Annotated in this window: 22 protein-coding genes and 1 tRNA gene; 15 read left to right on the top strand and 8 right to left on the bottom strand. The window is 66.8% G+C overall.

Features of this window, described 5'->3' with window-relative positions; all coding sequences use genetic code 11:
- The first annotated feature begins 971 nt into the window (after window positions 1-971).
- Genes DN412_RS27800 through DN412_RS27780 form a run of 5 tightly spaced genes read left to right on the top strand, consistent with a single transcriptional unit; the run spans window position 972 to window position 5,599 of the window.
- Complete coding sequence (locus DN412_RS27800; protein ID WP_115214509.1) at window positions 972-1,361, top strand: cupin domain-containing protein; 390 nt, start codon at window positions 972-974, stop codon at window positions 1,359-1,361.
- 48 nt (window positions 1,362-1,409) lie between these two features.
- Window positions 1,410-2,387 (top strand): Bug family tripartite tricarboxylate transporter substrate binding protein, encoded by a 978-nt coding sequence (locus DN412_RS27795; RefSeq protein WP_115214508.1) that lies wholly within the window; start codon window positions 1,410-1,412, stop codon window positions 2,385-2,387.
- 49 nt (window positions 2,388-2,436) lie between these two features.
- Window positions 2,437-3,603: an acyl-CoA dehydrogenase family protein gene (locus tag DN412_RS27790; RefSeq protein WP_115214507.1), complete on the top strand. Its 1,167-nt coding sequence runs from the start codon at window positions 2,437-2,439 to the stop codon at window positions 3,601-3,603.
- Window positions 3,604-3,614: 11 nt separating this feature from the next.
- Window positions 3,615-4,775: a CaiB/BaiF CoA transferase family protein gene (locus DN412_RS27785; RefSeq protein ID WP_115214506.1), complete on the top strand. Its 1,161-nt coding sequence runs from the start codon at window positions 3,615-3,617 to the stop codon at window positions 4,773-4,775.
- Window positions 4,776-4,831: 56 nt separating this feature from the next.
- Complete coding sequence (locus DN412_RS27780; RefSeq protein ID WP_115214505.1) at window positions 4,832-5,599, top strand: IclR family transcriptional regulator; 768 nt, start codon at window positions 4,832-4,834, stop codon at window positions 5,597-5,599.
- A gap of 101 nt (window positions 5,600-5,700) precedes the next feature.
- Here the strand turns inward: DN412_RS27780 and DN412_RS27775 are convergent.
- The 3 genes from DN412_RS27775 to fdxA all read right to left on the bottom strand — a co-directional run bounded on the left by DN412_RS27775 (window position 5,701) and on the right by fdxA (window position 7,541).
- Window positions 5,701-5,776 (bottom strand) — tRNA-Asn (locus tag DN412_RS27775).
- Window positions 5,777-6,019: 243 nt separating this feature from the next.
- Window positions 6,020-7,129: an NAD(P)/FAD-dependent oxidoreductase gene (locus DN412_RS27770; protein WP_244222808.1), complete on the bottom strand. Its 1,110-nt coding sequence runs from the start codon at window positions 7,127-7,129 to the stop codon at window positions 6,020-6,022.
- Between the two features lie 88 nt (window positions 7,130-7,217).
- Entirely contained in the window at window positions 7,218-7,541 is a 324-nt protein-coding gene (gene fdxA / locus DN412_RS27765; protein ID WP_010814656.1) for a ferredoxin FdxA, read from the bottom strand.
- 339 nt (window positions 7,542-7,880) lie between these two features.
- On the opposite strand from fdxA, the gene DN412_RS27760 reads away from it, so the two are divergent.
- From DN412_RS27760 to DN412_RS27735, 6 genes are all read left to right on the top strand, one after another.
- The gene (locus DN412_RS27760) at window positions 7,881-8,453 is read left to right on the top strand and encodes a hypothetical protein (RefSeq protein WP_115214504.1); all 573 of its coding nucleotides are present in this window, start codon (window positions 7,881-7,883) and stop codon (window positions 8,451-8,453) included.
- Between the two features lie 78 nt (window positions 8,454-8,531).
- The gene (pncB, locus tag DN412_RS27755; RefSeq protein WP_115214503.1) at window positions 8,532-9,710 is read left to right on the top strand and encodes a nicotinate phosphoribosyltransferase; all 1,179 of its coding nucleotides are present in this window, start codon (window positions 8,532-8,534) and stop codon (window positions 9,708-9,710) included.
- Between the two features lie 107 nt (window positions 9,711-9,817).
- Entirely contained in the window at window positions 9,818-10,504 is a 687-nt protein-coding gene (locus DN412_RS27750; RefSeq protein ID WP_115214502.1) for a LutC/YkgG family protein, read from the top strand.
- Window positions 10,505-10,660: 156 nt separating this feature from the next.
- Window positions 10,661-12,085 (top strand): sodium:proton antiporter, encoded by a 1,425-nt coding sequence (locus DN412_RS27745; RefSeq protein ID WP_115214501.1) that lies wholly within the window; start codon window positions 10,661-10,663, stop codon window positions 12,083-12,085.
- 4 nt (window positions 12,086-12,089) lie between these two features.
- Window positions 12,090-13,085 (top strand): 2-hydroxyacid dehydrogenase, encoded by a 996-nt coding sequence (locus tag DN412_RS27740; protein WP_115214500.1) that lies wholly within the window; start codon window positions 12,090-12,092, stop codon window positions 13,083-13,085.
- A 38-nt stretch (window positions 13,086-13,123) separates the two neighbouring features.
- On the top strand, window positions 13,124-14,617 hold the full coding sequence (locus DN412_RS27735; protein ID WP_115214499.1) for a DNA recombination protein RmuC: 1,494 nt from the start codon (window positions 13,124-13,126) through the stop codon (window positions 14,615-14,617).
- Between the two features lie 61 nt (window positions 14,618-14,678).
- On the opposite strand, the gene DN412_RS27730 is transcribed toward DN412_RS27735, so the two are convergent.
- The 5 genes from DN412_RS27730 to DN412_RS27710 all read right to left on the bottom strand — a co-directional run bounded on the left by DN412_RS27730 (window position 14,679) and on the right by DN412_RS27710 (window position 21,523).
- Window positions 14,679-14,960 carry a hypothetical protein gene (locus DN412_RS27730; RefSeq protein WP_078197116.1) on the bottom strand — a complete coding sequence of 94 codons (282 nt, stop codon included), beginning with the start codon at window positions 14,958-14,960 and terminating at the stop codon, window positions 14,679-14,681.
- A gap of 195 nt (window positions 14,961-15,155) precedes the next feature.
- The gene (moeA, locus tag DN412_RS27725) at window positions 15,156-16,445 is read right to left on the bottom strand and encodes a molybdopterin molybdotransferase MoeA (protein ID WP_115214498.1); all 1,290 of its coding nucleotides are present in this window, start codon (window positions 16,443-16,445) and stop codon (window positions 15,156-15,158) included.
- A gap of 28 nt (window positions 16,446-16,473) precedes the next feature.
- Window positions 16,474-17,073 carry a molybdenum cofactor guanylyltransferase MobA gene (gene mobA / locus DN412_RS27720; RefSeq protein ID WP_115214497.1) on the bottom strand — a complete coding sequence of 200 codons (600 nt, stop codon included), beginning with the start codon at window positions 17,071-17,073 and terminating at the stop codon, window positions 16,474-16,476.
- 13 nt (window positions 17,074-17,086) lie between these two features.
- Window positions 17,087-18,211 carry a GTP 3',8-cyclase MoaA gene (gene moaA, locus DN412_RS27715; RefSeq protein ID WP_078197113.1) on the bottom strand — a complete coding sequence of 375 codons (1,125 nt, stop codon included), beginning with the start codon at window positions 18,209-18,211 and terminating at the stop codon, window positions 17,087-17,089.
- Window positions 18,212-18,430: 219 nt separating this feature from the next.
- Window positions 18,431-21,523: an Rne/Rng family ribonuclease gene (locus DN412_RS27710; protein WP_115214496.1), complete on the bottom strand. Its 3,093-nt coding sequence runs from the start codon at window positions 21,521-21,523 to the stop codon at window positions 18,431-18,433.
- Window positions 21,524-22,317: 794 nt separating this feature from the next.
- Here DN412_RS27710 and DN412_RS27705 point away from each other — a divergent pair.
- The 4 genes from DN412_RS27705 to DN412_RS27690 are packed head-to-tail and all read left to right on the top strand — an operon-like array spanning window position 22,318 to window position 25,644.
- Window positions 22,318-23,322 carry an RluA family pseudouridine synthase gene (locus DN412_RS27705; RefSeq protein WP_115214495.1) on the top strand — a complete coding sequence of 335 codons (1,005 nt, stop codon included), beginning with the start codon at window positions 22,318-22,320 and terminating at the stop codon, window positions 23,320-23,322.
- A gap of 30 nt (window positions 23,323-23,352) precedes the next feature.
- On the top strand, window positions 23,353-24,012 hold the full coding sequence (locus tag DN412_RS27700) for an HAD-IA family hydrolase (protein WP_115214494.1): 660 nt from the start codon (window positions 23,353-23,355) through the stop codon (window positions 24,010-24,012).
- Window positions 24,005-24,403, top strand: a complete 399-nt coding sequence (locus tag DN412_RS27695) for a Rieske (2Fe-2S) protein (RefSeq protein WP_078197109.1) — start codon at window positions 24,005-24,007, stop codon at window positions 24,401-24,403. Before DN412_RS27700 ends, DN412_RS27695 begins: the two co-directional genes overlap by 8 nt.
- Window positions 24,404-24,426: 23 nt before the next feature.
- Entirely contained in the window at window positions 24,427-25,644 is a 1,218-nt protein-coding gene (locus DN412_RS27690) for a S49 family peptidase (protein ID WP_115214493.1), read from the top strand.
- Window positions 25,645-25,687: the final 43 nt, after the last annotated feature.

Below are 25,687 nucleotides of genomic sequence, written 5' to 3'. Positions count from 1 at the left end.
CGCGTCAGTTCGCGAAGGAAAGTAATAATGGCTTGCAAGGAAAAGACGTATCGACCCGACATGCCTACCTGAACTCCAATACTGAAGGGGGTTGACATCCTTGCCCTCATAGAAGGTCGGGTTTGATGTTGTCGTAGGTTTGACCGCCTGGTTCCGCCCTGCTGGGCGGGTCACTTTTTGTCGGAGCGACAAAAAGTAACCAAAAAGCGCGTCGCCTCAGGCGGCTGGCCATCAATTTGGTGGTGGGGGTGGTTCGGGCGGTGGTGCTTGCCGTTTGGCGTGGTTGGCCGTTCGAGCCTGCTACGCACCCTGTCTGTGCCCACATCAACGGACTATTGGACGAACCCGACTTTAGGCTGTTGGCAGCCTGCTAAGTACCGCGTCGGTGGGACGCCTTCGGCTGCGCTTCGCGCCGGCCCTAACGTGGCAGGCGGACGACCACGTTCTATTTGCGCTTTTGGCCCAGCATCACGACAGCCCCGTGCGAGCGCAGCGACGCACTCCGTGCCCGGGCACCCGACCTACGATACTGAGTGCGCGCAGCGCAGCCGTAGGCGTCCTACCGATGACCTCGTTAGCAGTTGTCCATCGGGCGCGCCCGACCCCGAAGGATGAAGCGGGCTTGCGGCCAGTGCGTTGCGGAATAAGATCCCAAGTGGTATCGGCAACGAGGTCGGTTTGTCCTTGGTGCCGCGAGCCCGTTTAGCAGTTGGACCCGCAGCCCTGCGAGCACCCCGAATTGCGACCACGGGTGGTGACACCCCGGAACGCCGAGGGCTGCTGCCGATGCCGTTGACCCTGGCAGGAGGCTCCATGCACGACCCCGCGCCACATACCCCCACCAATTCCCTTCTCCTGATCCCCCGCCGTCTCCGCTCCCGGCAAACCCGCCCCCCGTCAAAAACGTTTGACGTAATAATTCATATGTATAAACTGCTATTCATAAATATGAATTAAAGCAGGAGCCCCACATGCAGGACCACCCCGTGTATTTCATCTCCACTAACGACGTCGAGGGCTACCACCCCGCCAACCATGTCGGCACCCTCAACCGCCGGCTGATCGGCCCTGAGACCGTCGGCTCGCGCCACCTGGAAGTGATCCACGGCACCATCGAGAAAGGCAAGGGCGCGCTGCCGCACGCGCACCCCGGCATCGAGCAGGTCTGCTACGTGCTCGAAGGCCGCGCCGTGGCCGAGGTCGGCGGCCAGCGCAAGGAACTGGGTCCGGGCGACTGCTGCTTCTTCCCGCCGGACCAGATGCACGTGTTCACCGTGGTCAGCGACGAGCCGGCCAGGATTCTGGTGATCTATTCCCCGCCATACGAGGAATCCCCTGATCGCGTAATACGGCCCGCATAAGTCGCGGCCGGTCACGGGCAGGGTACAAAACTACAGGAGACAACCACCGTGAAGTCCTTCAGCAATGCCTTTGCCAGCCTGGTGCTAGGGTGCACCGCGGCGCTGGCCGCCACCCCGGCGCTATCGGCCGATGAATTCCCGTCCAGGCCGCTGCGCCTGGTGGTGCCGTTCGCCGCCGGCAGCGGCACCGACGCCGTGGCCCGCCTGACCGCCAAGTACCTGGGCGAGGCACTGCAGCAGCCGGTGGTGGTGGACAACAAGCCCGGCGCCAACGGCACCATCGCCGCCGAGTTCGTGGCCAAGGCGCCCGCCGACGGCTACACGCTGTTCATGACCACCAACACCACGCATTCGGCCAACCCGTCGCTGATGAAGCAGCTGCGCTATGACCCGGTCAAGGATTTCGCGCCGGTTGCGCGCATGGGCAACCTGCCATTCATGCTGGTGGTCAACCCGGCGCTGCCGGTGAAGACGCTGCGCGAGTTCATCGACTACGCCCGCGCGCATCCGGGCCTGAGCTATGCCAGCGGCAACAGCACCGGCATCGTGTCGGGCGCGACGCTGTCGAAGATGGCCGGGCTGAAGATGCTGCACGTGCCCTACAAGAGCACGCCGCCGGCCATGACCGATGTGATGGGCGGCCAGGTGCAGGCGATGTTCGTCGACTTTGCTGCCGGCATCGCCAACGTGCGCGCCGGCAAGCTGCGCGCGCTGGCGGTGACCACCGCGCAGCGCAGCGCGCTGTTGCCCGACCTGCCGCCGCTGGGGAGCGTGCCGGAACTGAAGGGGTTTGACGTCACCTCTTGGAACGGCGTGTTCGCGCCGGCCGGAGTGCCGGCGCCGGTGGTGGAGCGGCTCAACCGCGAACTGGTTGCCATTGCCACCAGCAAGCAGCATGCCGCGCAGTTTCACGCGCTGGGCTTCGAGCCGTTCGGCAGCACGCCGGCCGAGCTCGGCCAGTTTGTCGTGGCCGAGCTGCAGAAGTGGTCGCGGCTGGTAAAGGACGCAGGCATCCAGCCGGAGTAAGCCACAAACAAGGCAACGAACAAGACAACGATAGCAAACAGGTAACGCCATGAATTTCGATCTCTCCGAAGAACAGGCATCCATCGTCGAGGCCGTGCAGCAGGTCTGCGCGCAGTTCGACATGGAGTACTGGGACCGCCTCGACAAGTCCGCCACCTATCCGCACGAGTTCTACAAGACGCTGTGCGAGGGCGGCTGGCTAGGCGTGGCGATGCCCGAGGCCTTCGGCGGCGCGGGCCTGGGCATCCTGGAGGCGGCGCTGGTGATGCAGACCATCTCGCAGTCGGGTGCGGGCATGACCGGCGCCTCGGCGGTGCATATGAATGTGTTCGGCCTGAACCCGGTGGTGGTGTTCGGTACTGACGAACAGAAGGGCCGCTTCCTGCCGCCGCTGATCGCCGGCCAGGAGAAGGCCTGCTTCGGCGTCACCGAGCCCGACGCGGGACTGGACACCACCAAGCTCAAGACCTTTGCGCGCAAGGTGCCGGGCGGCTATTCGGTGAGCGGGCGCAAGATCTGGATCTCGACCGCGCAGGTGGCCGACCGCATGCTGCTGCTGGCGCGCACCACGCCGCTGGAGGCAGTGAAGAAGTCGACCGAAGGGCTATCGCTGTTCTACACCAGGGTCGACCGCAGCAAGATCGAGATCCGCGAGATCGACAAGATGGGCCGTGCCGCCGTCGATACCAACATGCTGTTCATCGACGACCTGTTCATTCCCGAGGAAGACCGTATCGGCGAGGAGGGCAGGGGCTTCGAATACATCCTGCACGGCCTGAACCCGGAGCGCATCCTGATCGCCGCCGAGGCCATCGGCCTGGGCCGCGCGGCGCTGGCCATCGCCACGCAGTACGCCAAGGAGCGCGTGGTGTTCGGCCGTCCCATCGGCATGAACCAGGGCGTGCAGCACCCGCTGGCGCAGGCGTGGATGCAGCTGGAATCGGCCAACCTGATGATGCTCAAGGCCGCCGCGCGCTATGACGCGGGGCAGTCCTGCGGCGCCGAAGCCAACACCGCCAAGTACCTCGCCGCCGAGGCCGGCCACAACGCGTGCCAGACCGCGATCCTGACGCTGGGCGGCATGGGCTACTCGCGCGAGTACCGCGTGGAGCGGCTGTTGCGTGAATCCTATATCCCACGCATTGCGCCGGTCAGCCCGCAGCTCATCATGTGCTTTATCGCCGAGCGTGTGCTGGGTTTGCCGAAGTCGTACTGAGCGGAGCGACAATGCAAGACGAGCAAGCGCAGGCGCCAGTGGCCACCGGGCCGCTGGCCGGCATCCGCGTCATCGACATGACCTCGGTCGCGATGGGGCCGTATGCGACGCAGATCCTGGGCGACATGGGGGCCGAGGTCATCAAGGTCGAGCCGCCCGCAGGCGACGTTTTCCGCCATGCCGAGCCGGCGCGGCACGCGGCCATGGGCGCCAGCTTCCTGAACCTGAACCGCAACAAGCAGTTCGTGGTGCTGGACGTGAAGCAGCCGGATGACCTGGCCGCGCTGAAGGCCCTGATTGCTACCGCCGATGTCTTTGTCTCCAACGTGCGGCCGCAGTCGCTGCGCAAGCTCGGGCTGGACTATGCGTCGCTGCGCGCGGACCATCCGCGGCTGATCTACTGCGGCGCCTACGGCTATTCGGAAGAGGGCCCCTATGCGGGCGCGCCGGCCTTTGATGACATCATCCAGGCGCGCAGCGGCATGGCGCAGTTCCAGGGCGCCAATTCGAATGAAGGGCCGCAGTATGTCAACACCATCCTGGCCGACAAGGTGGCCGGGCTGACCGTGGCCTACGCGATCCCGATGGCGCTGTATGAGCGCGAGCGTTCCGGCCTGGGCCAGGCCATCGAGGTGCCGATGTTCGAGACGCTGGTGTCCTTCCTGGCCGCCGAGCAGCTGGCCGGGCAGACCTTTATCCCGCCGCTGGGGCCGGCCGGCTATCCGCGCGTGATGTCGCTGCATCGCAAGCCGTACCGCACGCGCGACGGGCATATCGCGCTGCTGCCGTACACCAGCGCGCAATGGCTGCGCTTCTTCGATGTGTCGGGCCATGGGCAGCTGGCCAGTGATCCGCGCTATGCCACGCCGGCCGCGCGCAGCGCCAATATCGACGCGCTCTACGCCACGCTGGCCGAGATCGTCGCGCAGCGTACTTCCGCCGAATGGCTGGACCTGCTGCGCGATGCCGATATCCCGCACAGCCAGGTGCCGAACTTCGACAGCCTGGCCGACGACCCGCACCTGCGCGCCACCGGCATGATGTTCGAGTATGACCACCCAAGCGAAGGGCGCCTGCGCGGCGTCGGCATCCCCACGCGCTTCTCGCGCACGCCGGGCAATATCCGCAGCTGGCCGCAGGCCTTGCCGCAAGCCGAGGGCGGGGAGGACTGACCCGCGCCGCCGCGTACAATCCCGGCCAACGGATACTGAAGTCGAGGAAGCCAACGATGGCAGAAAACGAAGCGGCGGAGAAATCCGGTTATGCCAGCGTCAAGACGGCGCTGCGCGTGATCGAGATCATGGAGATCTATGCGCGTGAAGGGCGCTCGCTGACGCTGACCGAGCTGGCCAAGCTGCTGGGCGCGCCGATGTCGAGCTGCCTGGGGCTGATCCGCACGCTGGCCTCGCTGGGCTACCTGTATGAGACCGGCCGCCGCCAGGGCTATTACCCGACGCGTCGGCTGCTCGACATCGCCCAGCGCATCGCGCGCAACGACCCGTTGCTCGAGCGTGTGCAGCCTGTGCTGGAATCGCTGCGCGACACCACCGGCGAGACCGTGGTCTTCGGCAAGCTGCAGGACGACGGACGCGTCCTGTACCTGGAGGCACGTGAATCCGCCAATCCGGTGCGCTATATCGCCGCGCCGGGCGAACTGCGCGATGCGCATGTCAATTCAATCGGCCGCGCCATCCTGGCCACGCTGACGGCCAGCGCGCGCGGCGAGCTGTTGTCGGGGCTTTCGTTCGCCGCGCGCACGCCGCGCACCATCGGCTCGGCGCAGGCACTGGAAGCGGCCATGCAGGGCTGGCAGAAGCAGGGCTGGTATCCGAATTTCGGCGAGTCGTTTCCCGACCTCGGTGCCATTGCCATTCCGGTGACGATAGGCGGCGCGACCTATGGCCTGTCGGTAGCGGGGCCGCTGCATCGGGTGGAGGTGAATGCGCAGGTTATCGTCGCCGCACTGAACGCTGCCGGCGCTTCGCTGCAGGGATGAGACAGAGAAGAGGGCGTTGTGGCAGCTGGTGTGCCGTGACGCTTTTGCCGAAGCCCAAAACGAAAAAGCCCGGTGCGTTTGCACCGGGCTTCCGTATCGGTTGGCTCCCCGACCTGGGCTCGAACCAGGGACCTGCGGATTAACAGTCCGTCGCTCTACCGACTGAGCTATCGGGGAACAGCTGAGAAAGAAATTATAGCCAGTTTCTCTTTTCTTCGTCAACACCTTTTCGACATTTTGTTCTTGTCAGAAGGTGTCTGGAAGCTTCCGGCTTGCTGCCTGCCGTACGGTGCGAAGGGCATCTCTGCTGGCTTCGTGCCGTCGTATTGAACAGCGAGGCCGCATTATAGCTACGGTTCTGGATTTGTGCCAGAAAAAAACCGCCTCGCGGCGGCTTTTTTCTGCGGGTCTCGCTCGGGGTCAGTCGAACACAGGCGAATCGACGCCGAGGATCTTGTGCAGCTTCGGCGAGGTGGTGGTGTACTGCATGTGGATTTTCTTCTCGGGGAAGATATACGGAGCGGCCCCGAACGCGGCCAGCGCGGCCTCGTGGAAGCCCGACAGGATCAGCTTCTTCTTGCCGGGGTAGGTGTTGATGTCGCCCACCGCGAAGATGCCCGGGATATTGGTCTCGAACTTCTCGGTGTCCACCTTGATCTGCTTGCGCTCCAGGTCCAGGCCCCACTCGGCGATCGGGCCCAGCTTGGGCGACAGGCCAAAGAACACCAGCAGGTCATCCACCGGCAGGCGGCGGGTCACGCCGTCGGCGCCGGTCACCTTGATCTCGGTGAGCACACCGTCCTTCTCTTCATAGCCGCCGATCTGGCCGACCAGGAACTGCATCTCCATCTGCTCGCACAGTTCCTTCATCTTGGCGACCGAGGCGGGCGCCGCGCGGAAGCCGTCGCGGCGGTGGATCATCACCACCGACTCGGCCTTGCCGACCAGGTCCAGGGTCCAGTCCAGCGCCGAGTCGCCGCCGCCGACGATCACCAGGTTGCGGCCGTGGAAGCGGCTCGGGTCCTTGACGCGGTAGAACAGCTGCTTGCCGTCGAACTTGTCGATGCCTTCGACCTTGACCGTGCGTGGCTGGAACGAACCCACGCCGGCAGCGATAAAGATGGTCTTGGTGATGAAGCGGGTTCCGAGCGAGGTCTCGACGAAGAAGCGGCCGTCTTCACGGCGCTCGACCACGGCGACTTCCTGGCCCAGGTGGAAGGTGGGCTCGAATGGCTCGATCTGCTTGAGCAGGTTGTCGGTCAGTTCCTGGCCGGTGCAGATGGGCACGGCCGGGATGTCGTAAATGGGCTTGTCCGGATAGAGCTCCACGCACTGGCCGCCGACCACCTTCAGGGAATCGATGACATGAGCCTTGATTTCGAGCAGGCCCAGTTCGAAGACCTGGAACAGGCCCACCGGACCCGCACCGACGATCAGCGCATCGATTTCCAGCGGCTGGCCGCCGACGGGGCTGCCGCCGTCGACCTGCCTGGTCGTGTCGGCGACGGGATTTGGAATGCTCAAGTCCATATTCGTCCTGATACGTTTGCGTGGGCCTCTGGTGCCCGGTATTGCCGCGGTATTGCGGAAGGCGCGTGGGGACGGCCTTCTTGTTCTGTCAGCGCTGCAGGTACTGCAGCTTGTCCGTCGCGTCCTTCCACTCCTCGGCCTCGGCCAGCGGGGCCTTGGTCTTGGTGATGGAAGGCCAGTTGCGGGCCAGCTCGGCGTTCAGATCGATGAACTGCTGCTGGTCGCCCGGCACATCTTCCTCGGCATAAATGGCATTCACCGGGCATTCGGCCACGCACACGGCGCAGTCGATGCACTCATCCGGGTCGATGGCCAGGAAGTTGGGGCCTTCACGGAAACAATCGACCGGACATACGTCAACGCAGTCTGTGTAGCGGCAACGGATGCAGGATTCGGTGACAACGTGAGTCATTTCGGTTCCAGGAAAACGGGTCGGCTTTTAATGGGAAACTGTTGGGCCGCTTCTTGCCGGCGGACACGCTGTATCTACCACACGGGTTCTACCGCACGGATGCCACTGTTGCCGCAGGGCAGCATGGACTGGACGAGCGCCGGCCGAGGCCTTTCGGAAACCGATATTGTAGCCGAGCCTTCTGGCAAGGATAGCGGGTCTATATAGCCGGATCAGATAGTTTTCTTATTTCTTTATGTGCTTTTGATTTAAACCAGAGCGACGCGCTGGCATGTCGGCCCGCCAGAGGGCATGATGAAGGTCGCCAGCAGTCACTTGCATCCGTGCCGGGAGACCCATATGCCACGCCAGCCTTGCCTTGCCAGCCGCGCCAGCTTGCGGCGCCATGCCGCGATGTGCCGGACATTCGCACCGGTTGCTGTGCTGCTGGCGGCATTTCTGGCGCCGATCAGCGCGGCTTGCGCCCAGACCCTGGCCCAGTCGCCGGCCATGGCCGACAGTGTGGTGTCGCGCCTGGTGGCCTGGCGCGCGCGCACCGACGCGCCGGTCGCCTTGCCGGCGCTGACCAGCTTCGACTGGGACACCTTCAGCGTGACCGACGCGCCCGCGGGCGACGGCGTTGTCCATTGCGGCCGGGCCGGCCTGATGCCGTGCGGGCGGCAACTGCAGCCGCAGCCGGGCGACCGGGTGCAGGTGCTGGGCTTCGAGCGCGCGGGCGCGCAGGTCTATTCCGAGCGCATCATGGCCGGCGACGGCGCCTTTGCCGAACCGCTGCCGCGCCAGGTGCCGCGCGCCGACGCCACGCTGGTGTCGTGCCCCGGCGCGCAGGGCCGCCAGCTGTGGTGCCTGCAGGGCAAGGCAAGGGGCAGGGGGACGTTGCGGCAGCCACAACCCTTTCTCGATGGTGCCTGAGCGGCAAGCGGGGGGGCGGGAATGGCCGGACTTCGGTTAGCATGACGTACTGACCCCGGCATCGCCGTCTGGCTCGTTATGATCATCCAGTCTCTGCTCGACACCGACCTGTATAAATTCACGATGATGCAGGTGGTGCTGCATCAGTTCCCGCAGGCACAAGTGGAATACCGCTTCAAGTGCCGCAACGCTGGCGTCGACCTCACGCCCTATATCGATGAGATCCGCGCCGAGCTGGCACACCTGTGCCAGCTGCGCTTCACCGATGACGAACTGGCCTACCTGCGCGGCCTGCGCTTCATCAAGAGCGATTTCGTCGACTTCCTCGGGCTGTTCCACCTGAACGAGAAATATGTCTCGGTGCGGCCATCCCCGCAAGGCAACGGGGAGATCGAGATCTCCATCGTCGGCCCGTGGCTGCACACCATCCTGTTCGAAGTGCCGGTGCTGGCGATCGTCAACGAGGTGTATTTCCGCCGCACCCAGCCTCGGCCCGACCTGGCCGAAGGCCGCCGCCGGCTGGCAGACAAGCTGGCGCTGCTCAAGGCCCCGGAACTGGCCGATTGCGTGATCGCCGACTACGGCACGCGCCGGCGCTTCTCGCGCGACTGGCAGGAAGAGGTGCTGCTGACCATGCGGCGCCAGCTGGGCCCGCAGCTGGCCGGCACCAGCAACGTCCACTTTGCCCGCCTGCACAATATGGTGCCGCTGGGCACGATGGCGCATGAATACCTGCAGGCCTGCCAGGCACTGGGCCCGCGGCTGCGCGATTCGCAGGTGTACGCGCTGGAGCGCTGGGCGCGTGAGTACCGCGGCGACCTGGGCATCGCGCTGTCCGATACCTACGGTTTCGACGCCTTCCTGCGCGACTTCGACCTGTACTTCTGCAAGCTTTTCGACGGCGTGCGCCATGATTCCGGCGACCCGATGCAGTGGGGCGAGCGCATGGTCGCCCACTATGCCGCCAGCCGCGTCGACCCGCGCACCAAGACGCTGATCTTCAGCGACAGCCTCGACATCCCGCGCGTGATCGAGCTGTATGAGCGCTTCCATGGCCGCTGCCGGCTGGCGTTCGGGGTCGGCACCAACCTGACCAACGATCTCGGCTACACGCCGCTGCAGATCGTGATCAAGATGGTGCGCTGCAACGGGCAGCCGGTGGCCAAGCTGTCGGACACGCCGGAAAAGACCATGTGCGACGATCCCGGCTACCTGTCCTACCTGCGCCAGGTGTACTCGGTTCAGCCGGCGGCTTAGCAAAATTCAACACATTGCGGGCGCTGCGACACGATTTGCGCACGGCGCCCGCCTCTATAATCGGTGCATCGCGCGTTTGCCGCGCATTGCCACCCCAGCCAGGCCTTATGGAAACCAACGACGCCCGCGACCGCATCTTTGCCCGCATCCGTGCTGCCCAGGGCAGGCCGACCCGGCCGAGCGCGGGCGAACGCGAGGCCGTGGCCGACTACCTGGCACGCCATCCGCAGGGTCCGCGCCCGCCGGTGGCGTCCGACCTGGCCGAAGCCTTCCTGGCCCAGGCGCAGCGCATGGCCTCGACCGTGGACCGCGTGGCGACCTTGGACGAGGTGCCCGCCGCCACGCTGCGCTTCCTGGACAGCCTGAACCTGGTGCACCGTGCCGTGGCGTGGGACGCGCTGGGCCCGCTGCCGTGGCAGGCCGCGGGACTGGCGGTGGAGTGCCGCCCGCCGGTGCGCGAGGTCGAGGCCGACCACGACCATGGCGACCTGGTCGGCATCACCGGCTGCTTTTGCGCGATCGCCGAGACCGGCTCGCTGATGCTGCTGTCGGGTCCGGCCACCTTTGCTTCGGCCGCGCTGCTGCCCGAGACCCATGTGGCGGTGGTGCCGCGCTCGCGCATCGTCGCCGGCCTGGAAGAGGCCTTTGCGCTGGTGCGCAGCGAACGCGGCGAACTGCCGCGCGCCACCAATATCATCAGCGGCCCGTCGCGCACGGGCGATATCGAGCAGACCATCGTGCTTGGCGCCCACGGCCCGTACCGCGTGCACGTGATCCTGGTCGACGAGGCCTGAGCCGGGGGCGCCTGCGGCATGGCAGGCGGCGCTCCGCGCAGGCCGCAAGCGCGGGCGCAAGCGGTGCTTGAATTACACTTGCAGGCTTGCCTGCGTGCTGCGGCTTCGTGCCGTGGCACGCCCATGATCGCTGCATTCCCGAGGAGATCCTGCCTGATGCGACGTGCCTCCGTGCTGTTGCCACTGCTGGCCATGCTGGCCGCCTTTCCCGCCGCTGGCCATGCCGCGGACCTCGATGGGGCCGCGCTGTCCCCGCTGTGGGGGCTGCCGTTTGCCGGCATCCTGCTGTCGATTGCGCTGTGGCCGCTGCTCGGGCCGAAGTTCTGGCACCACCACTATGGCAAGATCGCCGCGGGCTGGGGGCTGCTGTTCCTGTTGCCGTTCGCTGCAGTGTTCGGCACGCATGCGGCCGCCGCCAGCGCGGTGCACGCGCTGCTGGCCGAGTACATCCCGTTCATCGCGCTGATCGCCTCGCTGTATATCGTCGCCGGCGGCATCTGCGTGCGCGGCAACCTGCACGGCACGCCCGGGCTCAATACCGGCATCCTGGCGCTGGGCACGCTGCTGGCCAGCTTCATGGGCACCACCGGCGCGGCCATGCTGCTGATCCGCCCGCTGCTGCGCGCCAACGACAACCGCCGCCACGTGGCGCACGTGGTGGTGTTCTTCATCTTCCTGGTGGCCAATGCCGGCGGCGCGCTGACGCCGCTGGGCGACCCGCCGCTGTTCCTGGGCTTCCTGAAGGGCGTGGACTTCTTCTGGACCATGCGCAACATCTTCCCGGAAACGCTCTTTATCTGCGCGGTGCTGCTGGCGCTGTTCTACCTGGTCGACCGCCACTACTACCACAACAAGGAAGAGGAACTGCCGCCGGCCAGCGACCCGACGCCGGACTCCGGCGGCATCGCCATCGAAGGCAAGTTCAACTTCGTGCTGCTGCTTGCCGTGATCGGCCTGGTGCTGATGAGCGGGCTGTGGCGGCCGGGCATCTCGTTCGACATCCTGGGCGCCGAGGTGCCGCTGCAGGCCGCAGTACGCGATGCCCTGCTGGTGGTGGTGGCGGTAGTCTCGCTGCTGGTGACGCCGCGCACGGCGCGTGCGGGCAATGAATTCAACTGGGAGCCGATCCTGGAAGTCGGCAAGCTCTTTGCCGGCATCTTCCTGACCATCGTCCCGGTCATCGCCATGCTCAAGGCCGGTACGGACGGCGCCTTCTCCGGCGTGATCCGCGCGGTCAGCGACAGCAACGGCCAGCCCGTCGACAGCATGTACTTCTGGGCCACCGGCCTGCTGTCGTCGTTCCTGGACAACGCGCCGACCTACCTGGTGTTCTTCAACACCGCCGGCGGCGACGCGGCCACGCTGATGACGCGCGATGCCTCGACGCTGGCCGCGATCTCGGCCAGCGCCGTATTCATGGGCGCCAACACTTATATCGGCAACGCGCCCAACCTGATGGTCAAGGCCATTGCCGAGAGCCGCGGCGTGCGCATGCCGACCTTCTTCGGCTACATGCTGTACTCGGGCATTTTCCTGATGCCGCTGTTCGTCATCATGACCTTCCTCTTCTTCCATATCTGATGCCATGAAGCCGTCCGTCCTGGTCACCCGCGCCATCTATCCCGAAGTCATCGCACACCTGGCGCAGTACTTCGATGTCGACGACAACCAGCAGGACGCTGTGCTCGACGCCGCCGCGCTGAAGGCGCGCCTGGCGGGCAAGGCCGGCGTGCTGGCCAATGCCGCCGACCGCATCGACGCCGACGTGGTCGCCGGGCTGCCGTCGCTGCGCGCGGTGTGCAACATGGCGGTCGGCTACAACAACCTGGACGTGCCGGCGCTGACGGCCGCAGGCATTGTCGCCACCAATACGCCGGACGTGCTGACCGAGACCACCGCCGACTTCGGCTGGGCCCTGCTGATGGCCACCGCGCGCCGCGTGACCGAAGCCGAGCACTACCTGCGCGCCGGCAAGTGGCAGCGCTGGAGCTACGACATGCTGGTCGGCATGGACCTGTACGGCAGCACGCTCGGCATCCTGGGCATGGGCCGCATCGGCCAGGCGCTGGCGCGCCGCGCGAGCGGGTTTGGCATGAGCGTGCTGTACCACAACCGCAGCCAGTTGCCGGCGGACACCGAGCGCGCGCTCAACGCGGGCTATGTAAGCAAGGAAGACCTGCTGCGCCAGTCCGATCACCTGCTGCTGGTGCTGCCCTATGGCCCGCACAGCCACCACGCCATCGGCGCCGCCGAGCTGGCGCTGATGAAGCCCACCGCGACGCTGGTGAACCTGGCGCGCGGCGGCATTGTCGACGACGCCGCACTGGCGCAGGCGCTGCGCGACAAGCGCATCTTCGGCGCCGGCCTGGATGTGTTCGAGGGCGAGCCCGGCGTCCACCCGGACCTGCTGACGGTGCCCAACGTCGTGCTGACCCCGCATATCGCCAGCGCGTCCGAGAAGACCCGCCGCGCGATGGCGATGCTGGCCGCCGACAACCTGATCGCCGCGCTCGACCAGGGGCCGCAGGCCGGCCATCCGCCTACCGTGATCAATCCTGAAGTGATGCCGCATCGCCGCTGAGGCGGCCGCGGCGCTTCATCCAACCTGTCTTTTGTTGCATGACCCTGATTCCGTTCCTGACACTGGCCGTGGCGCTGCTCGCGGTTGTCCTGCTGGTGATCGTGCTGCTGCGCCAGCAGGCTGCCTCGCCCGGCGCCGGCATGGCGCGGCAACTTGACGAGATGCGCGTGGAAAACGCGCGCGGCATGGAGCGGCTGGAGCGCGAAGTGCGCACCGAGGTGGCTGAGGCCGCGCGCGGCAGCCGCGGCGAGTCGGCGCAGCAGATGCTGCGCTTCCAGCAGGCGTTGTCGTCGCAGCTGACCGGCATCGCCACCTTGCAGAACAACCAGATCGACACCTTTGCGCAGCAGCTGGCCAAGCTCACCGAGACCAACACCCAGCAGCTCGAGCAGGTGCGCCAGCACCTGATGCTGCAGGGCCAGCAGGCGCGCGACGAGCAGGCCGGCACGCTGCGCCGCTTCGGCGACGGGCTGCAGCAGCAGCTGGCGCAGATGTCCGAGGCCAATGAGCGGCGCCTGGCCGAAGTGCGCGCCACGCTGGAGAAAAAGCTGCAGGACATCGAGGCCAACAACGCCGCCAAGCTGGAGGAAATGCGCCGCACCGTCGACGAGAAGCTGCACGCGACGCTGGAGCAGCGCCTGGGCGAGTCGTTCCGGCTGGTGTCCGACCGCCTCGAGCAGGTGCACCGAGGCCTGGGCGAGATGCAGGTGCTGGCGCAGGGCGTGGGCGACCTGAAGAAGGTGCTGACCAATGTGAAGTCGCGCGGCACCTGGGGCGAAGTCCAGCTGGAAATGCTGCTGGAGCAGATGCTGACGCCGGAGCAGTATGGCAAGAACGTCGAGACCGTGCGCAACTCGGGCGCGCGCGTGGAGTTTGCGATCCGGCTGCCGGGCAAGGCCGCGGGTGGCGACAACACGCCGGTCTGGCTGCCGGTCGACGCCAAGTTTCCCAAGGAACAGTATGAACGCCTGGTCGACGCGCAGGAGCGGGGCGACCCGGACGGCGTGCTCGCCTTCGGCCGCGAACTGGAAGTGGCCCTGCGGCGCGAGGCCCAGACCATTGCCGAGAAATACCTGTCGCCGCCCCAGACCACGGATTTTGCGATCCTGTTCCTGCCGACCGAGGGGCTCTATGCCGAGGTGCTGCGCCGCCCGGGCCTGACTGACCTGCTGCAGCGCGACTACCGTGTGACCGTGTCGGGGCCGACCACGCTGACCGCGCTGCTGAACAGCCTGCAGATGGGCTTCCGCACGCTGGCGCTGGAAAAGCGTTCAAGCGAGGTGTGGGAGGTGCTGGGGGCGGTCAAGACCGAGTTCGGCAAGTTCGGCGACGTGCTGGCCAAGACCCGCGATACCCTGGAGCGCGCCGCGCGAAATATCGAGCAGGCCGAAGTGCGCACGCGCCAGATGGCGCGCAAGCTGCGCACGGTGGAAGCGCTGCCGGGCGAGGCCGCGCAGCAGGTGCTTGGCCTGAACGCGGCGGAAGCCGCCGCAGACAGCACCGAAGACAGCGCGGAGAGCAGCGGGGGCTGACCGCGCTGCAGACTGAAAGGGGGCGGCCGGCTTGCCGCCGGCCTGGATTGTCGCGCGCCGCTCAGAGCTCTTCTTCGGGCGCCAGCTCGCGAACGTGGACTTCGATGCCGCCGAAGCGGGCGGCCACCCAATTGTAGGCCTTGCAGGCCAGCCACAGCAGGCCGAAGCCGATCAGCGCATTCAGGATGATGGCGGTGAAGACCGTGATGGCCGGCAGGTCACCATAGCGGACGAAGGTGACGAACAGGCCCAGCGACACGATCGGCAGCGAGAAGCACAGGTAGACCAGCACCAGCGCGCGGGCGGTCTTGACGGGGTGGAGGTAGGCGATCTCCTGATTCATGACGGGGAAATTATTCAATTGTTTCTGAATCGTGCGCCAAGTGTAGCGATTGGCCGATCCCAAGCATAGTCCGGCGTCCGCGGGGTGGGCGAAAGCCCCGCGCCAGGCGTGCGGTTACCGTAAATGTGCGGCACAAAAACGACACATTGGTACCGCCGCGTAGCGAATCGTTGCGCGCAGACCCCGCCGGAGCGGCTAGACCAGCCCGTCGAACAGCAGCACCTCGACCGCATCGCCGGCCCTGACCGAATCCTGTTCGTGGCCGAGCACGATAAAGCAGTTGGCCTCGCTCATCGAGCGCAGCACGCCCGAGCCCTGCTGGCCGGTGACGCGCACTTCCCACTGGCCGTCTTGGGCGCGCGCCAGGATGCCGCGCTGGTATTCGGTGCGCCCGGGCTTCTTGCGGATGGCTTGCACGCTGCGCACGCGCAGCAGCGGCAGCGGCGGCACGCTGGCGCCCATCAGGCGGTGCAGCGCGGCGCGCACGAAATGGTAGAAGGTGACCATTACCGCCACCGGGTTGCCCGGCAGGCCGAACAGCAGCGCTTCGCGGCCGTTGGAATTGATGCGCCCGAAGGCCATCGGTCGGCCCGGGCGCATCGCGATCTTCCAGAACGTGACATCGCCCAGGCGCGCCATGATCTGCTTGGTGTAGTCGGCCTCGCCCACCGAGACGCCGCCGGAGGTGATGACCGCGTCGGCGGTCTCGCAGGCGGTGCGGAAGGCGGCTTCAAGCGCGTCGGGGTCGTCGCGCACCACGCCCATGTCGAGCAGGTCGACGTTCATCCGGCGCAGCATGCCGTGCAGCGTGTAGCGGTTGGAATCGTAGACGCAGCCGGGATCGAGCGGCTCGCCGATCGAGCGCAGCTCATCGCCGGTGGAGAAGAACGCCACGCGCAGGCGCCGGCGCACGCGCACCTCGGCCACGCCCAGCGAGGCCAGCAGGCCCAGGTCGGCCGGCTGGAGGATGCGCCCGGCCTGCAGCGCCGCCTGGCCGCGCGCCAGGTCTTCGCCGCGCAGGCGCCGGTTGTCGCCGGTGCGCACGCAGTCGGCGGCAAAGCGGACGCGCGCGCCGTCGGCCGCGGTCTCGACAAATTCCTGCGGCACCACGGTATCGCAGCCGGCCGGCATCACCGCACCGGTCATGATGCGCACCGCCTGCACGGCGGTCGGGGCCAGCGCGCCGGCGCCGCCTGCGAAGGCGCTGCCGATCACTTCCAGTTCGACCGTGCCGGTCTGCGCGGCAGCCAGCGCCGCGCCCTGGAAGGCGTAACCGTCCATCGCCGAGTTGTCATGCGCGGGCACGTCGATGGGCGAGACGATGTCCTCGGCCAGCACGCGGTCCAGCGCGCTGCGGATCGGCACCTGCTCGACGCCGCGCACCGGCTCGACCACCTCGCCGATGATGCGGTTGGCCTGGTCCACCGGCAGGGCGGTGGGGTCGTAATCGGACAGGCAGGAGATGACGGATTGCAGAGAGGGCATGTTGGCTCGGCGGTGGCTCGGCAGGGATTCAGCGCGTCTCGTGCGTGCGCAGTTCGTCCAGGGTATTGATATTGGCAAAGGCCGCGGCGTCGTCGAACAGCACTTCGGCCAGCCGGTGCGAGGCGGCCCAGGTCTCGATCTTACGGCCGCCGCCGGAAAGATAAGCCACCAGGCTGTCGAGCGCACTGACCGGCATCAGGCAAAACACGGGTTGGGTCTGGCGCCGGCCGTCTTCGTCCAGCGTGACCGGGATCGCCACCTCCGCGCCTTCGGTCTCGATCGCCTGCGCCAGGCGCGCCACCAGGTCGGTCGGCAGGAAGGGCGAGTCGCAGGGCGCGGTCACCATCCACGGCGTGGCGCATTGCTCCAGCCCGGCCAGCATCCCCGCCAGCGGCCCGGCGAAGTCGGGCACGGTGTCGGTGTAGACCGGCACGCCAAAGGATTCATAGGCGGCCAGGTTGCGGTTGGCATTGATCATCAGGCCACCCACCTGGGGCGTCAGCCGCATCATCGTGTGCATGGCCATCGGCGTACCGTGCAGCGGCTGCAGGCCCTTGTCGGTGCCGCCCATGCGGCTGCCCCTGCCGCCTGCGAGGATCAGGCCGGTGATGTCGTCGCGTGCAATCATGGATTTTGGTGGATCAGCCACCGATATAGGACATCTCGATCTTGCGCTCGGCGCGCTTGGCGCGCACCGCCGGGTCGCTGCGCTGCTCGGAATAGTTGTCGGTGCGGCCCTGCCACACCTGTGCAATCGCGTTGGAGATTTCCAGGTCGCTGTAGCCGCCGCGCAGCAGCGCGCGCAGGTCGAAACCCTCGGTGGCGAACAGGCACAGGTAGAGCCGGCCTTCGGTCGACAGCCGGATGCGGCTGCAGTCGCCGCAGAAGGCGTGGGTGACGCTGGAGATTACGCCGATCTCGCCGCTGCCGTCGCGGTAGCGCCAGCGCTCGGCGGTTTCGCCCGAGTAGTTGGCCAGCACCGGTTCGAGCGGGAATTCCGCTTCGATGCGCTTTACCACTTCGGCCGACGGCAGCACTTCGTCCATCTGCCAGTGGTTGCTGGCGCCCACGTCCATGAACTCGATAAAGCGCAGGATGATGCCGCTGTGGCGGAAATGGCGCGCCATCGGCACGATTTCCTGGTCGTTGGTGCCGCGCTTGACCACCATGTTGACCTTGATCGGCGCCAGTCCGACGGCCTGCGCGGTCTCGATGCCGTGCAGCACGTCGGCGACCGCGAAGTCCACGTCGTTCATACGGCGGAAGGTGGCGTCGTCGATCGCGTCCAGGCTGACACTGACGCGGGTCAGGCCCGCATCGCGCAGCGAGCGCGCCTTGCGCGCCAGCAGCGAGGCGTTGGTGGTCAGTGTCAGGTCCAGCGGCTTGCCCGAGACGGTCTCGATCTTCGCCAGCATCTCGACCAGGTGCTCGATGTTCTTGCGCAGCAGCGGCTCGCCGCCCGTCAGGCGGATCTTCTCGACGCCGTGGGCGACGAACAGGCGCGCGGTGCGCTCGATTTCCTCGAAGCTGAGCAGCTCGGAATGCGGCAGGAAGGTGTAGTCCTTGTCGAACACTTCCTTCGGCATGCAGTAGACGCAGCGGAAGTTGCAGCGGTCCGTCACCGAGATGCGCAGGTCATGCAGCGGCCGGCCGCGGGTATCGGCCACCAGGCCGGTGGGTGCAACCAGCTTGCCGGGAATGCTGGGCGTCATCGAGCGGTAGCGATGGTCGCGCAGGTCGAAAATCGGGATGACGGATTCGGTCATGGCCTGTGGGTGGGCGCGGCGTCCGGGGAACGGCCTGGCGGCAGGGCTGGTCAGGGCACTCGGGGGCCGGATGCATTCTGCTGCCATTCTAGCCGAGCCGGGGGCGGGGCACTCGCATCCCCCGGTGATGGCGGGGATTCATCTGGCCGGCTGCCCATGAAAAAAAGGGGACGGCCTGGCCGTCCCCTTCTCACTTTGGCTGCGGTGCAGCGGCGTCGCTTACTGCTGCGATGCCATCTCCACTTCGCGGTGGCCGGTTTCCACCAGGATCATCGGACCCTGGGGCAGCGGCGGCAGCGGCTTGCGTTCGCGCGGCACGCGCGGGGCGGGCACGATGCTGGCGGCGGCTTCCTGGGCCGAGCGCAGCTTGTCGCTGTCGGTGTGGACCCATTGCAGGCCGGCGGTGGCGAGCATCGGTTCCAGGTTTTCCAGCGCTGCCGGGGTGGCGGGCGCTGCCGGTGCTACCGGCGCTGCCGGTGCGATGGGCGCCGCGGCCACTGCCGGAGCGGCCGGGGTGACGACCTCCGGCTCGGCTGCCGGTGCCGCTTCGGCGACAGGTGCAGCCACAGGTGCCGACACGACCGGAGCGACCGGAGCGGCTGCGGCGGCCGCGCTCACGGCGGGCTCGACGATGGCTTCGGCGGCAACGGCTTCCGTGACGGCGACGGCCACCGGGGCGGCTTGCTCGGCGACCTGAGCGGTCACCGGTGCGGCCTCGGCTGCCGGGGCAGGCGTCACGCCTTCCGGCACGGCGATGCGGATCGCTTCGACAGCCGCGGCTGCGGCCACCACGGCCACGGCCGCTTGCGGTGCGGGCTCGGCCTGCACGCCGGCCTCAGCCGTTGCCGGGGCAAAGCCTTCGGCGGCGGTTTCGCCGTCGCCTTCGCCCTGCGCGCCTTGCACCGATTCGTCGCGTTCGCGACGATAGCGGTTGCGGCCACGGCGGTTGCGGCGGCGGCGCTCTTCGCCTTCAGCGGTTTCGGCGGCACCTTCGGCGCCTTCCGGCAGTTCGGCGCGGGCTTGCATCTCTTCGGTCACGGCCGGCGGCAGCACGCCCAGGGCCTGGGCGGCGGCGATGGCTTCCGGCTGCGGCGCTTCATCGGCTTCGGCTTCGCGCAGTTCGGTACGCTCGCGCTGGCGTTCACGCTGGCGCTCGCGGCGTTCCTGGTTGCGGTCGCGGCGGCCCTCGACGCGCTCGCCCTGGGCGCGCTCGGCTTGCACGGCCTCGCCCTGGCGGACTACGGCCGGAGTGGCCTGGCCTTCACCTTGCTGGCGCGGCTGGCGGCCCTGGCGTTCGCCACGACCCTCGCCACGGCCTTCGCGTTGTTCGCCGCGCTCGCCACGATCCGCGCGCTCGGTGCGCTGACCACGGCCCTGGCGCTCGCCACGTTCCGTGCGCTCGCCACGCTCGGCGCGATCGCCACGCTCTCCGCGTTCACCACGTTCACTGCGCTGGCCACGGCCTTCGCCGCGCTGGCCGCGTTCGCGGCGGCCTTCGGCGCTACGGGCTTCCGCGGCGGCTGCCGGCTTGGCCGGCTCCACCACCGGCGGGGTCGCCGGACGAGCACCGAAGAGGCCCTTCAGCCAGGCGATGAAACCGCCGCTGACCACCGGCTGGGTGGCCGGCACGGGCGGGGCGGCCGGGGTTTCCGGCTTGGGCGCACGCTCGGCGCGCGGCACCGAGACCGGGGCCGGCTGTTCAGGCGTGATGCCCTTGACTGCGGCCTCCTGGCGCGGCTTGGCTTCTTCCTTGCGGCGGCTGCTGTAGCTGGTGTCGGCTTCCAGTTCCTTGGCGGCGGCCTCGGCCATCTTGTAGCTGGCGGTGCTCTCTTCCAGGCGCGGGTCGTCGTGGCGCAGGCGCTCCAGCTTGTAGTGCGGCGTTTCCAGGTGCTTGTTCGGGATCAACAGCACATTGACCTTGAAGCGCAGCTCGATCAGGTTGATTTCCTGGCGCTTCTCGTTCAGCAGGAAGGCGGCGACCTCCACCGGCACCTGGCAGTGGATGGCGGCGGTGTTTTCCTTCATCGCCTCTTCCTGGATGATGCGCAGCACCTGCAGGGCGGACGATTCGGTATCGCGGATATGGCCGGTGCCGTTGCAGCGCGGGCAAGTGATGTGCGAGCCCTCCGACAGCGACGGACGCAGGCGCTGGCGCGACAGCTCCATCAGGCCGAAGCGGCTGATCTTGCCCATCTGCACGCGGGCGCGGTCGTGGCGCAGGGCGTCCTTCAGGCGCGTTTCCACGTCCTTCTGGGCCTTGCCCGACTCCATGTCGATGAAGTCGATCACGATCAGGCCGCCCAGGTCGCGCAGGCGCAGCTGGCGGGCGATTTCGTCGGCGGCTTCGAGGTTGGTGCGCAGCGCGGTTTCCTCGATGTCGGCACCCTTGGTGGCGCGGGCCGAGTTCACGTCCACGGAGACCAGCGCCTCGGTGTGGTCGATCACGATGGCGCCGCCCGAGGGCAGCATCACCATGCGCGAATAGGCCGACTCGATCTGGTGTTCGATCTGGAAGCGCGAGAAGAGCGGCACGTCGTCCCGGTACTTCTTCACGCGGTTCATGTTGTCAGGCATCACCACGCTCATGAAGGCGCGGGCCTGTTCGTAGATCTCGTCGGTGTCGATCAGGATCTCGCCGATATCCGGCTGGAAGTAGTCGCGGATGGCGCGGATGACCAGGCTCGATTCCAGGTAGATCAGCAGCGGGGCCTTGTTGTCGCCGGCGGCGCCGTCGATGGCCTTCCACAGTTGCAGCAGGTAGTTCAGGTCCCACTGCAGTTCTTCGGCCGAGCGGCCGATGCCGGCGGTGCGGGCGATGATGCTCATGCCGTCGGGCACGGTCAGCTGCGCCATGGTTTCGCGCAGTTCCTGGCGGTCCTCGCCCTCGATGCGGCGCGATACGCCGCCGCCGCGCGGGTTGTTCGGCATCAGCACCAGGTAGCGGCCGGCCAGCGAGATGAAGGTGGTCAGAGCCGCGCCCTTGTTGCCGCGCTCTTCCTTCTCGACCTGGACGATCAGTTCCTGGCCTTCGTGCAGGGCGTCCTGGATGCGCGCGTTGCGCACGTCGATGCCTTCCTTGAAGAAGGCACGGGCCACTTCCTTGAACGGCAGGAAGCCGTGGCGCTCTTCGCCGTAGTTGACGAAGCAGGCTTCCAGCGAGGGCTCGATGCGGGTGATGACGCCCTTGTAGATGTTGCCCTTGCGCTGTTCGCGCCCGGCAGTCTCGATGTCGATATCGATCAGTTTCTGACCGTCGACGATGGCGACGCGCAATTCCTCTTGTTGCGTCGCGTTGAACAGCATGCGTTTCATCGCAATACCTCACTCCAGTGTCGCGGGTGGCACCGTCTGGGCGGTGTCCGCGGCGATCCATGGAGCACGCGAGGGAGCGAGCGAGGCGCGAGAATTGCCGGAAAGCGCCGCTGCGCGAGACATGCGAGCGGCTGGGCGCGGGTGAAAGAGAGCGATGACGTCGGGGTAACGTCCGCGGGGCGGGAGAGAACACCGGAGGCTGCTCTTGCGCAGACATCCGGCGCGTTCCCGTGCCGGAGGCGATGCAGGACGCCGGCGCAACCGGCGCCGGCGGCATCGCGGCCGGCCGCGGAAGGCCTAGACGCGTCAAAGAGCAAATTTTTCGGACACGGCATGGTTGCCGTTGCTGCCTGACTTCTCCTGGCGGGCGCACCTACTACTTCTTGGAGTTCTGCGACCGGGCGCCGGTAACTTCCAGTCAGGCGGCAGGCTAACCTGCCGGCCGGCACCGTTTCCCGGTGCGGGCGGGACTTCTCTCACCGAAGCGGATGCCGGCTGCGGCATCCGCCTTTAAATTCTGTTTTACCTGAACACTCAGTTCCCACGTCACCGCCTGCCCGTGCCGAAGCCACCTTTGGGCGACTTCCTGCATGCCGGCGGCACCGTGCGTGCTGCTTTTACTGCCATTTACCCGTCTGGCGCTTGGCGGAACGCGAAGTTGCGGGAGACGGGCGGGGTTGGCGGCAACCCCCAAGTGTAGAATGCGAGAAATCGAAGAAACTCGAAGACTAATCGCTTACACAGGTCTTGCGCTGCCGGCCACAAGCCGGGACAGCGAGGAAATTATATTGAAAATGAATGAGTTACGCCATCAAATTGAAAAGGCTGCCGAAGCTGCGCCGGCCAGCCCACAGGTGGCGTATGTCACGATTGACGAAGGCTCGGAAGGTCAGCGCATCGACAACTTCCTGCTGAAAGTAGCCAAGGGCGTGCCCAAGAGCCACATCTACCGGGTGCTGCGTTCGGGTGAAGTTCGCGTCAATAAGGGGCGGATCGATGCCACTTATCGCCTGCAGTCGGGGGATGTGGTGCGCATTCCGCCGATGCGGGTGGCGAATTCTGCGCAATCGGTCAATGCCCAGCATGTGCCGGCGGGCGAGTTCCCGGTACTGTTCGAGGACACGCACCTGCTGGTCATCAACAAGCCGGCCGGCGTTGCGGTACATGGCGGCTCCGGCGTGGCCTTCGGCGTGATCGAGCAATTGCGCCGCTCGCGGCCGCAGGCCAAGTTCCTGGAACTGGTGCACCGGCTCGACCGGGAAACCTCCGGCATCCTGATGCTGGCCAAAAAACGCTCGGTGCTGGTCCACCTGCATGAGCAGATCCGCGGCAACGCGATGGACAAGCGCTATTTCGCCTGCGTGGCCGGCGAATTCCCCAACGCGCGCCAGCATGTGAAGCTGCCTCTATATAAGTACAGCACGCCGGATGGCGAGCGCCGGGTGCGGGTGCAGGCCGACGGGCTGGCTTCGCACACCGTATTCAACCGGGTCGAGGCCTTTTCGGGGTTCACCCTGCTGGAAGCCGAACTGAAGACCGGCCGCACCCACCAGATTCGCGTCCACCTGGCGCACTCGGGTTTCCCGATCGTCGGTGACGAAAAATATGGCGACTTCCCGCTGAACAAGGCGCTGGCGCGTTCCGGCGCCAAGCCCGGCCTCAAGCGCATGTTCCTGCACGCCCACCGGCTGGTGTTTATCCACCCGGACACGGGCGAGCCGCTGGCCGTGGAAGCGCCGCTGCCCGACGAATGCGTCGGATTCCTGCAACAATTGCGTGAACTGCATGCCCCAGAGTAGGGTAGTGCATCAAACGACACAAGGACTGCCATGGCCAGGCAACAATTTGACCTGATCGTATTCGACTGGGACGGGACGCTGATGGACTCGACCCCGACCATCGCCAAGTGCATCCAGCTCGCCAGCCGCGACCTGGGCCTGCCGGTGCCGGACGACAGCGCCGCCAGCCACGTGATCGGGCTGGGCCTGAAGGACGCGCTGTCTTATGCGGTGCCGACGCTCGACCCCGCTGACTACCCGCGCCTGGCCGAGCGCTACCGCTACCACTTCCTGACCCGCGACGCCGACCTGGTGTTGTTCGACGGCGTGCGCGAAATGCTCGAGACCTTGCGCGGCGAGCACTATTTCCTCGGCGTGGCCACTGGCAAGACGCGTGTCGGCCTGCAGCGCGCACTGGCCTCCAGCGGCCTGACGCGCCTGTTCGATGCCACGCGCTGTGCCGACGAGACTTTCTCCAAGCCACACCCGGCCATGCTGCACGAGCTGATCCGCGAGCTCGGCCAGGATGTGGAGCGCACGGTGATGATCGGCGACACCACCCACGACCTGCAGATGGCGGTCAATGCCGGCGCCAAGGGGATCGGAGTGTGTTACGGGGCACATCCCGCCGATTCGCTGCGCGCGATGGCGCCGGTTCACTGCGCCACCTCGATCGCCGACCTGACCGAGTGGCTGCTGGCCCATGCCTGAGGCAGTGTCCGGCCAGGCGCCGGTGCGGCTGTGCGATGCGGCCGACCTGGAGGAAGGCGGCCCTGGGGTGCGTTTTTCGGTAGCACTGGACCGGCGCGAGATCGGCGCCTTCGTGGTGCGTTTCGACGGCGCCGCGCACGGCTACCTGAACCAGTGCGCCCATGTGCCGATGGAACTGGACTGGCAGGAGGGCCGGTTCTTCGATGCCTCGGGCCTATACTTGATGTGCGCGACACATGGCGCGGTTTATGCGCCGGACAGCGGAGAGTGCGTCGGCGGCCCCTGCCGCGGGGCATCGCTTGCCAAGCTGCGCATCGAAGAGCGCGAAGGCCAGGTCTACTGGCTGCCGGAGGCGCCGTACCGGGCGGCTGAAGCCGCCGGCGGTGCCTGAATGGATTTCCACGAGCGAGTTGCATGACAGAACAACAGAAACCGCCTTTGGGTGGAACGGGTGAATCGGGCGAGTCGGGTCAGCCTGACGAGCGCAAGCCAGCGGGCGAGGGCGCACCGGGTGAGCGGGTTGGCGAGGAAGGGCCCCGGCCCGAGTCCGAGCGCCTGGTCACCGCCAGGCACGCTGACTATCCGCTGGACGATGAACTGCGCGCGGGAGAAGACGCGGCGCGGCGCGAAGCGCGCGAGCGCAAGGCACGCATGGCCGGCGCGGCCGGCAGCAGTCCGGTCGGTGGCTCGGGTGGCGGCTGGGAGCGCGATGTGCTGGAACGGGTGCTGACCGCGTCGCTGCGCGAGCAACGCGCGGCACGGCGCTGGCGCATTTTCTTCCGCTTTGTCGGCCTGGCCGTGCTGGCGCTGATCCTGCTCGCCGTGTTCGACTTCAAGGGCGACGGCGCCATCAGCACCTCGGGCCGACATACCGCGATGGTCACGCTGGAGGGCGAGATCGCCGCCGGCACGCCGGCCAGCGCGGATTCGATCAATACCTCTCTGCAGGCGGCGTTCGCGGACAGCAACGCCGCCGGGGTGATTCTGAAGATCAACTCGCCGGGCGGCTCGCCGGTGCAGGCCGGCATGATCAACGATGAGATCCATCGGCTGCGCAAGGTCTATCCGTCCAAGCCGTTCTATGTGGTGGTGGAAGAGATCTGCGCCTCGGGTGGCTATTACGTGGCCGCCGCGGCCGACAAGATCTATGTCGACAAGGCGAGCATCGTGGGCTCGATCGGCGTGCTGATGGACGGGTTCGGCTTTACCGGCCTGATGGACAAGCTCGGCGTGGAGCGCCGCCTGTACACCTCGGGCGCCAACAAGGGCATGCTGGACCCATTCTCGCCGCAGGTGCCAAGGCAGAAGGCCTTTGCCGAGACCATGCTCAAGCAGATCCACCAGCAGTTCATCGACGTGGTCAAGGAAGGGCGCGGCGACCGGCTCAAGGACGATCCGGAACTGTTCTCCGGCCTGTTCTGGTCGGGCGAGCGCAGCATCGAGCTGGGCCTGGCCGACGGGCTAGGCAGCGCCGACTATGTGGCGCGCGACCTGTTCAAGGCCGAGGACATCGTTGACTACACGGTCAAGGAGAACATCGCCGAGCGCGTGGCCAAGCGCTTTGGCGCGGCCGTGGGCACGGCGGCGATGAAGACCATGCTGTGGAGCACCGGCATGCAGGGCATGCGCTGACAACGGCTGGTACAGCGGCCATGGCAAAGGGGGCGCTCGCGCC

It is taken from the genome of Cupriavidus lacunae, assembly GCF_003353055.1.
Lineage (GTDB): Bacteria > Pseudomonadota > Gammaproteobacteria > Burkholderiales > Burkholderiaceae > Cupriavidus > Cupriavidus lacunae.
Note: the sequence above shows the minus strand (reverse complement) of the source record. Positions and strands in the feature narration are given on the sequence as shown.

Excerpts from the sequence above, each read along its gene's own strand:
- DN412_RS27750 (WP_115214502.1), top strand. The coding sequence starts at position 9,818 with ATGGAAACCAACGACGCCCGCGACCGCATCTTTGCCCGCATCCGTGCT.
- mobA (WP_115214497.1), bottom strand. The coding sequence starts at position 17,073 with ATGATTGCACGCGACGACATCACCGGCCTGATCCTCGCAGGCGGCAGG.
- DN412_RS27780 (WP_115214505.1), top strand. The coding sequence starts at position 4,832 with ATGGCAGAAAACGAAGCGGCGGAGAAATCCGGTTATGCCAGCGTCAAG.
- DN412_RS27770 (WP_244222808.1), bottom strand. The coding sequence starts at position 7,129 with ATGGACTTGAGCATTCCAAATCCCGTCGCCGACACGACCAGGCAGGTC.
- moaA (WP_078197113.1), bottom strand. The coding sequence starts at position 18,211 with ATGACCGAATCCGTCATCCCGATTTTCGACCTGCGCGACCATCGCTAC.
- DN412_RS27710 (WP_115214496.1), bottom strand. The coding sequence starts at position 21,523 with ATGAAACGCATGCTGTTCAACGCGACGCAACAAGAGGAATTGCGCGTC.
- DN412_RS27690 (WP_115214493.1), top strand. The coding sequence starts at position 24,427 with ATGACAGAACAACAGAAACCGCCTTTGGGTGGAACGGGTGAATCGGGC.
- DN412_RS27730 (WP_078197116.1), bottom strand. The coding sequence starts at position 14,960 with ATGAATCAGGAGATCGCCTACCTCCACCCCGTCAAGACCGCCCGCGCG.
- DN412_RS27800 (WP_115214509.1), top strand. The coding sequence starts at position 972 with ATGCAGGACCACCCCGTGTATTTCATCTCCACTAACGACGTCGAGGGC.
- DN412_RS27735 (WP_115214499.1), top strand. The coding sequence starts at position 13,124 with ATGACCCTGATTCCGTTCCTGACACTGGCCGTGGCGCTGCTCGCGGTT.
- pncB (WP_115214503.1), top strand. The coding sequence starts at position 8,532 with ATGATCATCCAGTCTCTGCTCGACACCGACCTGTATAAATTCACGATG.
- DN412_RS27745 (WP_115214501.1), top strand. The coding sequence starts at position 10,661 with ATGCGACGTGCCTCCGTGCTGTTGCCACTGCTGGCCATGCTGGCCGCC.
- DN412_RS27790 (WP_115214507.1), top strand. The coding sequence starts at position 2,437 with ATGAATTTCGATCTCTCCGAAGAACAGGCATCCATCGTCGAGGCCGTG.
- DN412_RS27785 (WP_115214506.1), top strand. The coding sequence starts at position 3,615 with ATGCAAGACGAGCAAGCGCAGGCGCCAGTGGCCACCGGGCCGCTGGCC.
- DN412_RS27705 (WP_115214495.1), top strand. The coding sequence starts at position 22,318 with ATGAATGAGTTACGCCATCAAATTGAAAAGGCTGCCGAAGCTGCGCCG.
- DN412_RS27700 (WP_115214494.1), top strand. The coding sequence starts at position 23,353 with ATGGCCAGGCAACAATTTGACCTGATCGTATTCGACTGGGACGGGACG.
- DN412_RS27740 (WP_115214500.1), top strand. The coding sequence starts at position 12,090 with ATGAAGCCGTCCGTCCTGGTCACCCGCGCCATCTATCCCGAAGTCATC.
- fdxA (WP_010814656.1), bottom strand. The coding sequence starts at position 7,541 with ATGACTCACGTTGTCACCGAATCCTGCATCCGTTGCCGCTACACAGAC.
- DN412_RS27760 (WP_115214504.1), top strand. The coding sequence starts at position 7,881 with ATGCCACGCCAGCCTTGCCTTGCCAGCCGCGCCAGCTTGCGGCGCCAT.
- DN412_RS27695 (WP_078197109.1), top strand. The coding sequence starts at position 24,005 with ATGCCTGAGGCAGTGTCCGGCCAGGCGCCGGTGCGGCTGTGCGATGCG.
- moeA (WP_115214498.1), bottom strand. The coding sequence starts at position 16,445 with ATGCCCTCTCTGCAATCCGTCATCTCCTGCCTGTCCGATTACGACCCC.